We start from the raw sequence: 13213 nt of genomic DNA, 5'->3' as shown, positions 1-13213 counted from the left end.
CTATCGTCATTCAGCGACGAACCTGTTTCAGGGTTTCGGCGATCAGGAACGCCAGTTCCAGCGACTGATCGGCATTCATCCGTGGGTCGCAGTGGGTGTGATAGCGATCCGACAAACCATCTTCAGTGATCGGCCGCGCGCCACCGATGCACTCGGTGACGTTCTGCCCGGTCATTTCGATGTGGATGCCACCGGCGTAGCTGCCTTCGGCTTCGTGAACCTGGAAGAACTGCTTTACCTCGCCAAGGATCTGCGCGAAGTCGCGGGTCTTGTAGCCGCTGCTGGCCTTGATGGTATTGCCGTGCATCGGGTCGCAACTCCACAGCACCTGCTTGCCTTCGCGCTGCACCGCACGGATCAGCGCCGGCAGGTGATCGCCGACCTTGTTCGCGCCCATCCGGGCGATCAGGTTCAAACGGCCCGGATCGTTGTCCGGGTTGAGCACATCAATCAGGCGGATCAGATCGTCGGGGTTCATGCTCGGGCCGACTTTCACCCCGATCGGGTTGTTCACCCCGCGCAGGAATTCGACGTGGGCGCCGTCGAGCTGACGGGTGCGGTCGCCGATCCACAGCATGTGCGCCGAGCAATCGTAGTAATCGTTGGTCAGGCTGTCGCGGCGCACGAAGGCTTCTTCGTAGTTCAGCAGCAGGGCTTCGTGGGCGGTGAAGAAACTGGTCTCGCGCAGTTGCGGCGAGCTGTCCATGCCGCAGGCGCGCATGAAGGCCAGGGTCTCATCGATGCGATCGGCGAGGTGGCTGTACTTTTCGGCCAGCGCCGAGTTGGCGATGAAGTCCAGGTTCCACTTGTGCACCTGATGCAGGTCGGCAAAACCGCCCTGGGCGAAGGCGCGCAGCAGGTTGAGGGTGGCGGTGGACTGGTGATACGACTGCAGCAGACGCTCCGGATCCGGCACGCGGCTGGCGGAGTCGAAACCGATGCCGTTGACGATGTCGCCACGGTAGGCCGGCAGCGTCACGCCGTCGATGGTCTCGTCGTTGGCCGAGCGCGGCTTGGCGAACTGACCGGCCATGCGCCCGACCTTGACCACCGGGCAACCGGCGGCGAAGGTCATGACGATCGCCATTTGCAGCAACACTTTGAAGGTGTCGCGAATCTTCGCGGCGGAGAACTCGGCGAAGCTTTCCGCGCAGTCGCCGCCCTGCAGCAGGAACGCCCGGCCCTGGGTGACTTCGGCAAACTGACGACGCAGCTCGCGCGCTTCGCCGGCAAACACCAGCGGCGGGTAGCTGGCCAGCGTCTGCTCGACCTGGCGCAAGTGCGCGGCGTCGGGGTATCGGGGTTGTTGCTGGATCGGCAAGGCGCGCCAGCTGTCAGGGCTCCAGGGTTGGCTCATCACGGTCTCTAAGGTTCTACGCACGGACGGCCATGTTAGCAGTAATTAGTGCGTGACCTGCTCCCGCTGCTTCGCCGACAATCGCCGTTTTGCCACGGCACCACAGCGGTGCCATCGCGTCACCGCGCCCGGTGACCACCAGGAGACGAAATGACTGAGGAGCGCGTCGAGCGGTTGCTCGCCGAGGTACGGGATGAGTTCGGCGTGATTCGCGTGCTGGAAGTGGCCGACTACCGCTTTCTGGAGTTCGGCGATGCCATCGAGCAAAGCTGCGTGTTTACCGCCGACCCGAGCTGGCTGGAGTACGACTACACCCGGGCGATGCTGATTGGCGCGTTGTGCCATGAGCAACCGGAGAGTGCGTTGTTTCTCGGGCTGGGTGCGGGGACGTTGACCCAGGCCTGCCTCAAGTTCCTGCCGCTGGAAGACGTTGAAGCCATCGAGCTGCGCCCCGATGTGCCGCGCCTGGCCATCGAATATCTCGGGCTGGACGACGATCCTCGGTTGTACATCCGCGTTGGCGATGCAATCGAACTGCTGCCGACGGCTGAACCTGCGGATCTGATCTTCGTCGACCTTTACACCGATGTCGGCCCGGGCGCCGCGCACCTCGCGTGGAATTTCCTCGGTGATTGTCAGAAACGTCTGAATCCCGGTGGCTGGCTGGTGATCAACCAGTGGGCCACCGATGACGGCAAGCCGTTGGGAGCGGCGCTGTTGCGTGGGCTCTATCACCGGCATTACTGGGAGCTGCCGGTGAAGGAGGGCAACGTCATTCTGATCGTGCCGGCGGATCTCGATCAGGTGCTGGACATGCAGGCGCTGACTGCACGGGCTGAAGCGCTGGCACCGAAGCTGGGTTACTCGTTGCAGTCGTTGATCAACTGCATCCGTCCGGCGACCTGATCTTCACAGGCCTTTGAAAACGCCGGGCCTGCGCTCCACCAGCGAGCGCACACCTTCCTTGGCATCTTCAGTGGCCAGCAACTTCTTCACCAACGGCGGCAAGCTCTTAGCCGCCGCAGTTTCGCCTTCATAGCGCGCCTGACGCGCCGACATCAGCGTCGCCTGCACGCCTAGCGGCGCCTGTCGGGCAATCCGTTCGGCCAGTTCGAGGGCGCGAGGCAGCAAGTCTTCGCTGGCCATGACTTCCTGCACCAGGCCCAGGTGCAAGGCGTCATGGGCATCGAACTCATCGCCGGTCAGCAACCAGCGCATCGCATTGCCCCAGCCGGCGACCTGATGAAAGCGTAAAGTCGCACCGCCGAACGGAAAGATCCCGCGCTGCACTTCCATCTGGGCGAAGCGGGTGTTGCTGGCGCACAGGTTGATGTCGGCGGCGAGCATCAGCTCGATACCGATGGTCAGGCAATAGCCCTGCGCGGCGACGATCACCGGTTTACTGACTCTCGGTCCGACGAACACGCCCCATGGATCGCAACCACCGGGCGGCACCTGCCAGCCTTGGGCGAGGGCGGAACTGGCGTTGACCAGATCGAGCCCGGCGGTGAAATGCTCGCCATGCCCGAACACCACGGCCACCCGCGCATCGCTGTCGGCTTCGAATTCGCCGTAGGCCAGTGCCAGGTCGTTGAGCAGGTCAAGGTCGAAGGCATTGCGCTTGGTTGCTCGGTCCAGGCCGATCAAATGCACGTGACCATGGCGCTCGCGGCTGACGCGGCCGGGGCAGGGCTGATTCATGGGTGTTTCCTCGGAGGGGAAGAAAGGGTGCAGCGACCACATGCCGCACATCGGTGAATCGTTTAAGCGCCATCGCCCGCAGGGCCGGGCCTTTGAAAAATAGACCGTCGCACGATTATCCGCAAAACCCCGTTACACAGCGGTGACAACTGTTTTTTCTCGATAAAAAAAGCTCCCTTTTCGGGCAAATTCCGGTATAGTGCGCGCCGGCCTTTAACCGGGCCGCGTTTAGGTAGCGCAATTCCCCGAAGTCAGCTTCGGCTGCACGTCCGCACTGCGGGCTCTTCCTTGACGATTCTTTTTCATTCATTCGTTTTCGCAAATCCCCGCCGACAAAGCTGCCAGGGCGACTCTTGAGTCTCAACACGGCATGTGCAGCTTTGGAGCATGGGTCTTTGCGGATGCACTTAGAGGCAGACCCATGACCCAGGAAATCGGCGGCTTCGCCGCTCTTGAACTTCATCCCAATATTGTCGCTGCAGTAGTCGCTACCGGCTATGAAGAGCCTTCGGCCATTCAGCAGCAGTCGATCCCGATCATCCTCGCCGGTCACGATATGATTGGTCAGGCGCAAACCGGTACCGGTAAAACCGCTGCCTTTGCCCTGCCTATCCTGCACCGCATTGATCCGTCCAAGCGCGAGCCGCAAGCTCTGATCCTGGCCCCAACTCGTGAGTTGGCGCTACAAGTTGCAACCGCTTTCGAAACCTACGCCAAGCAAATGCCGGGCGTAACTGTTGTGGCTGTCTACGGCGGCGCGCCGATGGGCCCACAATTGAAAGCAATCCGTAATGGCGCACAGATCGTTGTCGCCACTCCGGGCCGTCTGTGCGACCACCTGCGTCGCGACGAAAAAGTACTGCAGACCGTGAACCACCTGGTTCTCGACGAAGCAGACGAAATGCTCAAACTGGGCTTCATGGACGACCTCGAAGTCATCTTCAAGGCCATGCCGGAAACCCGTCAGACCGTATTGTTCTCGGCGACCCTGCCGCAATCGATCCGTGCCATCGCCGAGCGTCACCTGCGCGATCCAAAGCACGTGAAGATCCAGAGCAAGACTCAGACTGTTACCGCGATCGAACAGGCTCACCTGTTGGTTCACGCTGACCAGAAGACCTCTGCCGTTCTCAGCTTGCTGGAAGTGGAAGACTTCGACGCTCTGATCATGTTCGTGCGCACCAAGCAAGCGACCCTGGATCTGGCCAGCGCCCTCGACGCCAAAGGCTACAAAGCCGCAGCGTTGAACGGCGACATCGCCCAGAACCAGCGTGAGCGCGTGATCGACTCGCTCAAGGATGGCCGTCTGGACATCGTTGTGGCGACCGACGTAGCCGCCCGTGGTCTGGACGTTCCGCGCATCACCCACGTATTCAACGTGGACATGCCGTACGATCCGGAATCCTACGTGCACCGTATCGGCCGTACCGGCCGTGCCGGTCGCGAAGGCCGCGCGCTGCTGCTGGTGACTCCGCGTGAGCGCCGCATGCTGCAGGTTATCGAGCGTGTAACCGGTCAGAAAGTTGCCGAAGTGCGTCTGCCGGACGCTCAGGCCGTTCTCGATGCCCGCATCAAGAAACTGACCAACAGCCTGTCGCCGCTGGTGGCTGACGCCGAATCGACTCACGGTGATCTGCTGGATCGCCTGACCGCCGACATCGGTTGCACCCCGCGTGCCCTGGCTGCCGCTCTGCTGCGCAAGGCCACCAATGGTCAGGCGCTGAACCTGGCAGCTATCGAGAAGGAACGTCCACTGGTGCCGAACAGCGCGCCACGTGGCGACCGTCCTGAGCGTTCCGGTGATCGTCCGGACCGTGGTGATCGTGAGCGTCGTGCACCGATGCCGCTGGGCGAAGGCCGTGCCCGTTGCCGTACCGCGCTGGGCGCGCGTGACGGTATCGCGGCGAAAAACCTGCTGGGCGCCATCCTCAACGAAGGTGGTCTGGCGCGTGAAGCCATCGGTCGCATCCAGGTGCGTGACAGCTTCAGCCTCGTCGAGCTGCCGGAAGATGGTCTGGACAAACTCCTGACCAAACTGAAGGACACTCGCGTTGCCGGCAAGCAGTTGAAGCTGCGTCGCTACCGCGAAGATTGATCCGCCTCTGGGCTGATTGATCGAACAAAAAAATCCCCGACTGGTTCGGGGATTTTTTTTGCCTGCGATTCGAGCCGGGACCGAGCTCGTCAGCCGAAGCGGTAGATGTCCATGCCCAGCGCGCCCATGGTGAACCCTTGGTGCGCAATGCCGAAATCACCACCAGCGCCACGAGCGAAGTAGAGCGGTAACAGGTGCTCGTCACTCGGATGGGCGCGCACGGCGCTCGGCGCTTGCTGGCGGTAGTCGTGCAGGGCGGCTTCATCGTTGGCGGCGAGCTTGTCGACCATCCAGTCGCGGAAATCCCGTGCCCACGGCTCTACGCTTTCCGGGCCGGCATGCCAGTCCAGTTCACGCAGGTTGTGGGTGATGCTGCCGGAGCCGATCAGGAGAATGCCTTGTTCGCGCAGGCCTGCCAGCGCCTGGCCGACACGTGTCTGCAGTGCCGGGCCGCCACGGCTGGGCAGGGAGACCTGAACCACCGGGATATCGGCTTGCGGATACATCAGCGACAGTGGCACCCATACGCCATGGTCGAAGGGCCGTTGCGGATCGAGGCGCGCGGGCAGGTTGTTGGCGGTCAGCCGTTCAGCGACCGCTTGGGCCAGTTGCGGATTGCCCGGTGCCGGATACTGCACTTCGAACAGCGCGCGGGGGAAACCGCCGAAATCATGCCAGGTTTCCGGTTGCGGATGGCTGCTGACCAGCAGCTCATGGCTTTCCCAGTGGGCGGAAACGATGACGATGGCTTTCGGGCGTGGCAGTTCGGCGGCCAGACGCGCCAGGGCCGGGCCGCTGGCGCCGGGCTCCAGCGCCAACATGGGCGAGCCGTGGGAGATAAACAGGCTGGGAAACATGGAAGGGTTCCTGAGCGTTAAGATGGTTCATCTTCAGTCAGTTCATTGATCTAATTCCAATATAAGTTTTAATGCTTTTTGATCGAATTCTTAGGGGGGAAGCATGCAGCCGGAGTTTTGGCACAAGAAGTGGGAGTCGAACCAGATCGGCTTTCATCAGCCCGAAGTGAACCCTTATTTGCAGCGACATTGGTCCGGTCTGGCAATCCCGCCTCAGTCGCGGGTGCTGGTGCCGTTGTGCGGGAAAAGCCTGGATCTGTTGTGGCTGGCCGGTCAGGGGCATCGGGTTCTCGGTGTTGAGTTGTCCGAGAAGGCTGTCGAGGATTTCTTCCGCGAGCAGCAACTACAGCCGCAAATCAGCGAAGAGGGTGGCTTCAAGGTTTATCGGGCCGGGGTGATCGAGTTGTGGTGTGGGGACTTCTTTGCCTTGTCCGCGAGCGATGTGGCTGATTGCACGGCGCTGTATGACCGGGCCGCGCTGATTGCCTTGCCGGCGCCGATGCGCGAGCGCTATGCCGCGCATTTGCTGAGCATCCTGCCGACGGGCCTGCGTGGTTTGCTGATCACGCTGGATTACGATCAGGCTCAGATGCCTGGGCCACCGTTTGCGGTGACAGATGGTGAGGTGCAGCAGCTGTTCGGTGGCGACTGGGCGGTGGAGGCGCTGGAGGGACAGGATGTGTTGAGCGAAAGCGGGAAGTTCCTGCAGGCGGGAGTGACAAGGCTGGAGGAGCGGGTGTACCGGCTGGCCGCTCAGTAACAGGCACAAAAAAGGCCCGCATCACTGCGGGCCTTTTGTTTGTAGCCGGGCTGATCAGCCGCGACGACGCAGGGCGTCGATACGCTCCTCCAGCGGCGGGTGGCTCATGAACATACGGGCGAACCCCTGTTTGATGCCACCATTGATGCCGAAGGCGTTCAGGGTGTCAGGCATGTGCACCGGCAGGCCCTGTTCGGCACGCAGGCGTTGCAGAGCGCCGATCATCGCGCTGGTGCCGGCCAGGCGGGCACCGGCTTCGTCGGCACGGAATTCCCGTTTGCGCGAGAACCACATCACGATCGCGCTGGCCAGGATACCCAGAACCAGTTCGGCGAAAATGGTCGCGATGTAGTACGCGATACCCTGGCCTTCCTCGTTCTTGAAGATCACCTTGTCAACGAAGTTACCGATGATCCGCGCAAAGAACATCACGAAGGTGTTCACCACGCCCTGGATCAGCGCCAGGGTGACCATGTCGCCATTGGCGACGTGGCCGATTTCGTGGGCCAGCACCGCTTTCACTTCATCGGGCGAGAAACGCTCCAGCAAACCCTGGCTGACGGCAACCAGTGCGTCGTTCTTGTTCCAGCCGGTGGCGAAGGCGTTTGCTTCGTAGGCCGGGAAGATCCCGACTTCGGGCATCTTGATCCCTGCTTCCCGGGACAGTTGCTCGACGGTTTGCAGCAGCCATTGTTCGTGGCGGGTGCGCGGCTGGGTGATGATCTGGGTGCTGGTGCTCATCTTCGCCATCCACTTGGAGATGAATAGCGAGAAAAGCGAACCGGCGAAACCAAAGACTGCACAGAAAACCAGCAGCTGACTGAGGTTGAGGTCAACCCCGTTGGCCGCCATGAACCCGTTGAAGCCGAAGAGGCTCAGGGTGATGCTGGCTATCAGCACGACCGCCAGGTTAGTGGCCAAAAACAGCAGGATGCGCATCATGGTTGTAGAAATCTCCTCAAGCTAAAGATGTAGCGTACTGCGGGGTATATAAGGTGCGGCACCGGGCGATTCAACCGGGTGACTATTTCAAACTGTGTCCTACATCGGGTTCTGCAGTGTGCGGGACATTTCCCACCCCCTGAGCCGACATGGACGACAGCCATGCGCCGCCCACGGCCATTGCGTCAAGCTCGCGTGATCGATACGAATCGAAAGTGTAGAAGGCGTACGGAAGGGGGCAGGGCAGAAGTGTTGCTGAATCAGACAGTGCGCAACGAAAGGCTCGTTACGCACCGATGTCCGGTTACTGGCGGTAGGACTTGAGGAAGTTGCCGATGCGTCCGATGGCCATGTCCAGGTCATCGACACGGGGCAGGGTCACGACACGGAAGTGATCCGGCCACGGCCAGTTGAACGCCGTACCCTGCACCACCAGCAGCTTCTCGGAGAGCAGCAGGTCGAGCACGAATTTCTCGTCGTTGTGGATCGGACAGACTTTCGGGTCGATTTTCGGGAATGCATACAGGGCGCCCATCGGCTTCACACAGCTCACGCCGGGAATGTCGTTGAGCAACTCCCAGGTGCGGTTGCGCTGCTCCAGCAGGCGGCCTTGTGGCAGCACCAGGTCGTTGATACTCTGGTAGCCGCCGAGTGCGGTCTGGATCGCGTGCTGGCTCGGCACGTTGGCGCACAGGCGCATGTTGGCCAACATGTCGATGCCTTCGATGTAGCTATGGGCGTTGTGTTTCGGTCCGGAGATAGCGATCCAGCCGGAACGGAAACCTGCCACGCGATACGACTTCGACAGACCGTTGAAGGTCAGGCACAGCAGATCGGGTGCCAGGGACGCGGTGCAGATGTGCACGGCATCGTCGTAAAGGATCTTGTCGTAGATCTCGTCGGAGAACACGACCAGGTTGTGCTGACGGGCCAGTTCCAGCATGCCCAGCAACACTTCCTTCGAATACACCGCGCCGGTCGGGTTGTTCGGGTTGATGATCACCATGGCCTTGGTGTTCGGGGTGATCTTGGCCTTCATGTCGGCCAGGTCCGGGAACCAGTCGGCGCCTTCGTCACACAGGTAATGCACCGCGTTACCGCCGGCCAGGCTCACGGCAGCGGTCCACAGCGGATAGTCCGGCGCCGGCACCAGCACTTCATCGCCGTTGTTGAGCAGCGCCTGCAACGACATCACGATCAGCTCGGACACGCCGTTGCCCAGGTAGATGTCTTCGATGCCGACACCTTCGACCTGCTTCTGCTGGTAGTACTGCATCACGGCCTTGCGCGCGCTGAACAGGCCTTTGGAGTCGCTGTAGCCTTGGGCGGTCGGCAGGTTGCGGATCACATCCTGGAGAATTTCGTCCGGCGCTTCGAAACCAAAGGGCGCCGGGTTGCCGATGTTCAGCTTGAGGATGCGATGGCCTTCCTCCTCCAGGCGTTTGGCGTGCTTGAGCACCGGGCCGCGAATGTCGTAGCAGACGTTGGCGAGCTTGTTCGATTTGCTGAACTGCATGGCGATGTGATCCCGAAAATGAACGATCCAGGCGGCGAATGGACAACCGTGCTGGGAATCCTGCGTCTTCACACAGGCAGGCGTCTTGAGCGGCGGTTTCCAACAATCCGTTTGAATGCGCAGGATCCCGCTGCCAGACTGGCGTGTGACGAGGCGCAATCATACGTGCCGCCCGATCCGTGGAAAAGGTACAGATCGGGCTTTTTCAGCCGCTGAGGTGTGATGATGGAAAAGATAGAAAAGACCCTGGAAGAATGGCGCGCGATGCTCGACCCGGAGCAATACAACGTGTGTCGTCTCAGTGCCACCGAGCGACCGTTCTCGGGCAAATACAACGCCACCAAGACCGACGGTGTCTATCACTGCGTGTGCTGCAATGAGCCGCTGTTCGATTCCAAGACCAAATTCGACTCCGGTTGCGGCTGGCCGAGCTTCTACGCACCGATCGGCGAGAGCGCGATGACCGAAATCCGTGACACCAGCCACGGCATGATCCGCACCGAAGTCAAGTGCGCCCGATGCGATGCGCACCTGGGCCACGTATTCCCCGACGGCCCGCCGCCGACCGGGCTGCGTTACTGCATCAACTCGGTGTGCCTGGATCTGGTGCCGCGCGAGTAACCGATGCGGGCGATCGACGGATCGCCTGTCGGATAATTGAATTGCACACAATTCAATTGCTCGCTATTTTTGCAGCTTCTCAACTTTCCAGAGTGCGCACCATGAGCGATAACCTGCTGACCATCCCGTGCACCACCATCAAGGGCGAGCAAAAGACCCTGGCCGATTTCGCCGGCAAGGCTGTGCTGGTGGTCAACACCGCCAGCAAGTGCGGTTTTACCCCACAGTACAAGGGCCTTGAGGAGCTGTGGCAGACCTACAAGGATCAGGGCCTGGTGGTGCTGGGCTTCCCGTGCAATCAGTTTGGCAAGCAGGAACCGGGCAACGAGGGGGCGATCAGCGAGTTCTGCGAGTTGAATTACGGCGTCAGCTTCCCGCTGTTCAAGAAGATCGAAGTCAACGGTAACGGTGCGCATCCGCTGTTCGTGCAACTGAAAAAACGCGCGCCGGGCGTGCTGGGCTCCCAGGGTATCAAGTGGAACTTCACCAAATTCCTGATCGGCAAGGACGGCCAGTTGGTCAAGCGCTTCGCCCCGGCCACCAAGCCGCAGGACTTGAGCCGCGAGATCGAAGCCCTGCTCAAATGAATGAACTGTCAACCGATGCCCTGAAGCTCGACAGTCAGCTGTGCTTCAAGTTGTATGCCGCCTCCCGAGCGGTGATCCGTGCCTACAAGCCGATGCTCGACCAGCTCGGCCTGACCTACCCGCAATACCTGGCGATGCTGGTGCTGTGGGAGTGGCAGGAAGCGGCACCGGAGCAACCGACCGTCAAGGCGCTGGGCGAGCGCCTGGCGCTGGATTCCGGGACACTGACGCCGCTGCTCAAGCGTCTGGAGCAGTTGCAACTGGTGCAGCGACAGCGTTCGGCGCGGGACGAGCGTGAGGTTCACTTGAGCCTCACGCCTGAGGGCCAGGCGCTGCGCGAGCAGGTCGGGCCGCTGAAGGACCGGTTGCTGTGCGACAGCGGTGTGGACCTGGATCGACTCAACGAACTGCGCACCGGACTTGACCATCTGTTAGGGCAAATCAAAGCGCTGTCGTAGTCGGTATCCACTGATCCAGCAGCGCTGCCAGTTCCTCGCGGCGAAACGGCTTGGCCAGGTAGTCGCTCATGCCTGCCGCCCGGCAGCGTTCACGCTCCTCGGACATGGCGTTGGCGGTCAGCGCCACGATCGGCAAGTGGGGCCAGCGGCCGCTCTGGCGGATCTGCCGGCTCGCTTCGTAGCCGTCCATCACCGGCATGTTGCAGTCCATCAGCACCAGGTCGAATTCGTGGTGTTCCAGTTGATCCAGCGCTTCTGCACCATGGGCCGCGACGATGACCTCGCAGCCGAGTTTGCCGAGCATGCCCTTGGCCACCAGTTGGTTGACCGGGTTGTCCTCCACCAGCAGCACCCGCCCGCGGCGTTGTGACGGCGTACTTTCGAACCGCGCACGATCGATGGTGATGATGTCCGGTTGCAGGGTTCTGCGCAGATTCTGGTACAGCGCGTTGCGTGCCAGTGGGCGGGCCTGCTGTTGCAGTGGAGCGAGGGCGGCAGCTTCTTCGCCGGGCATGAAGCTGCCGTAGGCTGTTACCAGCAGGATCGGTGCCGTCATGGTCGGCCGCAGACCGAACAGGCATTCGGGGCAGTCGGTGATGATGATGTCCGGCTTCAGGCCAATCAGCGAGTCGTCCATCGTGCGCTGTTCGTACGTCAGGCCCCAGACCGGCAGCAGGCTGCGAAGCAGTTCCGAGAGGCCGCTGGCCGCTGTGGAAATGGCAAGAACGTTGCCATGCAGCGGTGCCGGAATGACGGCGCGGGTATGACAGGGCAGCGGCAGTTCGGCACAGAACTGGCTGCCGAAACCGACTTCGGAGCTGATCGTCAGGCGTCCCTCCATGGCTTCGCACAGGTTGTAGGTCAGTGCCAGGCCCAGACCGGTGCCGCCGTACTGGCGGGTGATACCGGCCCCGGCCTGGGTGAAGGGCTGGAATATCTTCACCTGGGCTTCCTGGGCGATGCCGATACCGGTATCGCATACCTCGATGCGCACGCCGTCCTTCCAGGTCGACAGACGCACATCCACCCGGCCGAAGCGGGTGAATTTCAGTGCGTTGGACAGCAGGTTGCTGACGATTTGCCTGACCCGGGTCGGGTCGCCGAGTACCAGCGCCGGAAAGTGCGGATCGATCAGACACGTCAGCTCGACGCTGGGTGCGGCGTTCTGCGACAGCAGGTTGGCCGTGTCTTCGATCAGCGAGCCCAGATCGAACGGGATGTGTTCGAGCTCCAGTTGCCCGGCATCGAATTTCGATAGATCAAGAATATCGTTGAGCAACTCCACCAGCACCTTGCCCGAGTCGTGGGCGATGGACAGTTGCTGCTGCTGTTCGCCGGTCAGCGGGCCGTCGAGGGACAGCGCGATCATCCCCAGCAGCCCATTGAGCGGGGTGCGGATCTCGTGGCTCATGTTGGCCAGGAACGCCGAGCGCGCTTCGGCCATGTCCAGCGCCGTGCTGCGGGCCACTTCCAGTTCCTCGTTGGACTGACTGAGGCGGGCATTGATGGCCTTCAGTTCGGCGGTGCGGGCCGACACGATGTCTTCGAGTTGAGCGAGGTAGTCGGTGAGGCGGTTTTCCGCGGTGCGCCGTTGCTGGATTTCCGTGGCGATGTTCTCGAACTGCTGGTTGGCGACCTTCACCAGCACGCCGATCTCGTCGTTGGCGTGGCCACCCGGACATTCCAGCGTGGTCGGTTCGGCACTGCGCGGATCGCGCCCGCTGAGTTCGCGGATCACCCGCACCAGCGGCTTGGTCAGCATCACATAGAACAATGCCAGCAGGATGCCGGTCAGGATCAGGCTACGGGCGAAACCGTTGAGCAGCGTGACTTCGGCCCGGCGCAGGAAGCGGCTGCCGAAGGCGTAGGTATCCACTTCCAGACTCAGGGTGCCGAGAGACTCATTGGGCAAGTGGTCGAGATAGAGCCGGTCTTCGAACTCGCGTTTGGCGCCGAACAGGAAGTCGCTGATGACCCGGTAACCGCTTTGCAGCTCCGGCCGCTTGACGCTGGCCAGCACCGTCTGGTTGTTGTCGGTCAGTTGCGCGGAAATGATCGCCGGTGAACGCAACAGGCCCAATGTGAGTTCCTGGGCGAGCTCGGCGTCAATGTTGTAGGCGATGCGTGACGCCGGGTTGTGGCTGATTTCCAGCAGAGAAAGGATTTCACGGTTGATGGAGGCGTCTTCACTGGCATAATCGATGCCAATTTGCAGCAGACTGAGCAGCGTGCCCAGAATGAACCCGACCAGCACGGTAAGCCTGGCTTGCTTATAAGACAGCCGGTGGGTGAATTTGATATCCATGGGGTGTTGAACCA

At 61.4% G+C, this 13213-nt stretch carries 12 protein-coding genes; 6 read left to right on the top strand and 6 right to left on the bottom strand.

Annotated features, from left to right (window positions below; all coding sequences use genetic code 11):
• Positions 1 to 10: 10 nt before the first annotated feature.
• Positions 11 to 1357: a 3-deoxy-7-phosphoheptulonate synthase class II gene (locus J5M72_RS11185; protein WP_169431319.1), complete on the bottom strand. Its 1347-nt coding sequence runs from the start codon at positions 1355 to 1357 to the stop codon at positions 11 to 13.
• 150 nt (positions 1358 to 1507) lie between these two features.
• On the opposite strand from J5M72_RS11185, the gene J5M72_RS11180 reads away from it, so the two are divergent.
• Positions 1508 to 2263 carry a spermidine synthase gene (locus J5M72_RS11180; protein ID WP_207865477.1) on the top strand — a complete coding sequence of 252 codons (756 nt, stop codon included), beginning with the start codon at positions 1508 to 1510 and terminating at the stop codon, positions 2261 to 2263.
• A gap of 3 nt (positions 2264 to 2266) precedes the next feature.
• On the opposite strand, the gene J5M72_RS11175 is transcribed toward J5M72_RS11180, so the two are convergent.
• Complete coding sequence (locus tag J5M72_RS11175) at positions 2267 to 3058, bottom strand: crotonase/enoyl-CoA hydratase family protein (RefSeq protein WP_169431317.1); 792 nt, start codon at positions 3056 to 3058, stop codon at positions 2267 to 2269.
• Between the two features lie 421 nt (positions 3059 to 3479).
• Between J5M72_RS11175 and J5M72_RS11170 the strand changes: the two genes are divergently transcribed.
• Complete coding sequence (locus tag J5M72_RS11170; protein ID WP_007955707.1) at positions 3480 to 5153, top strand: DEAD/DEAH box helicase; 1674 nt, start codon at positions 3480 to 3482, stop codon at positions 5151 to 5153.
• A gap of 89 nt (positions 5154 to 5242) precedes the next feature.
• Here J5M72_RS11170 and J5M72_RS11165 read toward each other — a convergent pair whose 3' ends face one another.
• The gene (locus J5M72_RS11165; RefSeq protein WP_207865476.1) at positions 5243 to 6010 is read right to left on the bottom strand and encodes a class III extradiol ring-cleavage dioxygenase; all 768 of its coding nucleotides are present in this window, start codon (positions 6008 to 6010) and stop codon (positions 5243 to 5245) included.
• Positions 6011 to 6113: 103 nt separating this feature from the next.
• On the opposite strand from J5M72_RS11165, the gene J5M72_RS11160 reads away from it, so the two are divergent.
• A complete protein-coding gene (locus tag J5M72_RS11160) occupies positions 6114 to 6770 on the top strand; it encodes a thiopurine S-methyltransferase (protein ID WP_207865475.1) in 657 nt (218 codons plus the stop codon).
• Between the two features lie 54 nt (positions 6771 to 6824).
• Here J5M72_RS11160 and htpX read toward each other — a convergent pair whose 3' ends face one another.
• Together htpX and J5M72_RS11150 are read right to left on the bottom strand one after the other, a co-directional pair.
• Positions 6825 to 7712 (bottom strand): protease HtpX, encoded by an 888-nt coding sequence (gene htpX, locus J5M72_RS11155; protein ID WP_169431314.1) that lies wholly within the window; start codon positions 7710 to 7712, stop codon positions 6825 to 6827.
• Between the two features lie 304 nt (positions 7713 to 8016).
• The gene (locus tag J5M72_RS11150) at positions 8017 to 9228 is read right to left on the bottom strand and encodes a pyridoxal phosphate-dependent aminotransferase (RefSeq protein WP_169431313.1); all 1212 of its coding nucleotides are present in this window, start codon (positions 9226 to 9228) and stop codon (positions 8017 to 8019) included.
• A 225-nt stretch (positions 9229 to 9453) separates the two neighbouring features.
• Here J5M72_RS11150 and msrB point away from each other — a divergent pair, with 225 nt between their 5' ends.
• The 3 genes from msrB (at position 9454) to J5M72_RS11135 (ending at position 10894) form a co-directional block, all read left to right on the top strand.
• A complete protein-coding gene (gene msrB / locus J5M72_RS11145) occupies positions 9454 to 9849 on the top strand; it encodes a peptide-methionine (R)-S-oxide reductase MsrB (RefSeq protein WP_085730678.1) in 396 nt (131 codons plus the stop codon).
• A 101-nt stretch (positions 9850 to 9950) separates the two neighbouring features.
• Positions 9951 to 10436 carry a glutathione peroxidase gene (locus J5M72_RS11140; protein WP_085730592.1) on the top strand — a complete coding sequence of 162 codons (486 nt, stop codon included), beginning with the start codon at positions 9951 to 9953 and terminating at the stop codon, positions 10434 to 10436.
• A complete protein-coding gene (locus J5M72_RS11135; protein ID WP_169431312.1) occupies positions 10433 to 10894 on the top strand; it encodes a MarR family transcriptional regulator in 462 nt (153 codons plus the stop codon). Before J5M72_RS11140 ends, J5M72_RS11135 begins: the two co-directional genes overlap by 4 nt.
• Here the strand turns inward: J5M72_RS11135 and J5M72_RS11130 are convergent.
• On the bottom strand, positions 10878 to 13199 hold the full coding sequence (locus J5M72_RS11130) for a response regulator (RefSeq protein ID WP_169431311.1): 2322 nt from the start codon (positions 13197 to 13199) through the stop codon (positions 10878 to 10880). The two genes, J5M72_RS11135 and J5M72_RS11130, sit on opposite strands and share 17 nt — an antisense overlap.
• Positions 13200 to 13213 lie beyond the last annotated feature (14 nt).

This window comes from Pseudomonas sp. 58(2021) (assembly GCF_017491585.1).
GTDB classification, from domain to species: domain Bacteria; phylum Pseudomonadota; class Gammaproteobacteria; order Pseudomonadales; family Pseudomonadaceae; genus Aquipseudomonas; species Aquipseudomonas fluorescens_BT.
Note: the sequence above shows the minus strand (reverse complement) of the source record. Positions and strands in the feature narration are given on the sequence as shown.

Excerpts from the sequence above, each read along its gene's own strand:
- J5M72_RS11185 (WP_169431319.1), bottom strand. The coding sequence starts at position 1,357 with ATGAGCCAACCCTGGAGCCCTGACAGCTGGCGCGCCTTGCCGATCCAG.
- J5M72_RS11180 (WP_207865477.1), top strand. The coding sequence starts at position 1,508 with ATGACTGAGGAGCGCGTCGAGCGGTTGCTCGCCGAGGTACGGGATGAG.
- J5M72_RS11175 (WP_169431317.1), bottom strand. The coding sequence starts at position 3,058 with ATGAATCAGCCCTGCCCCGGCCGCGTCAGCCGCGAGCGCCATGGTCAC.
- J5M72_RS11170 (WP_007955707.1), top strand. The coding sequence starts at position 3,480 with ATGACCCAGGAAATCGGCGGCTTCGCCGCTCTTGAACTTCATCCCAAT.
- J5M72_RS11165 (WP_207865476.1), bottom strand. The coding sequence starts at position 6,010 with ATGTTTCCCAGCCTGTTTATCTCCCACGGCTCGCCCATGTTGGCGCTG.
- J5M72_RS11160 (WP_207865475.1), top strand. The coding sequence starts at position 6,114 with ATGCAGCCGGAGTTTTGGCACAAGAAGTGGGAGTCGAACCAGATCGGC.
- htpX (WP_169431314.1), bottom strand. The coding sequence starts at position 7,712 with ATGATGCGCATCCTGCTGTTTTTGGCCACTAACCTGGCGGTCGTGCTG.
- J5M72_RS11150 (WP_169431313.1), bottom strand. The coding sequence starts at position 9,228 with ATGCAGTTCAGCAAATCGAACAAGCTCGCCAACGTCTGCTACGACATT.
- msrB (WP_085730678.1), top strand. The coding sequence starts at position 9,454 with ATGGAAAAGATAGAAAAGACCCTGGAAGAATGGCGCGCGATGCTCGAC.
- J5M72_RS11140 (WP_085730592.1), top strand. The coding sequence starts at position 9,951 with ATGAGCGATAACCTGCTGACCATCCCGTGCACCACCATCAAGGGCGAG.
- J5M72_RS11135 (WP_169431312.1), top strand. The coding sequence starts at position 10,433 with ATGAATGAACTGTCAACCGATGCCCTGAAGCTCGACAGTCAGCTGTGC.
- J5M72_RS11130 (WP_169431311.1), bottom strand. The coding sequence starts at position 13,199 with ATGGATATCAAATTCACCCACCGGCTGTCTTATAAGCAAGCCAGGCTT.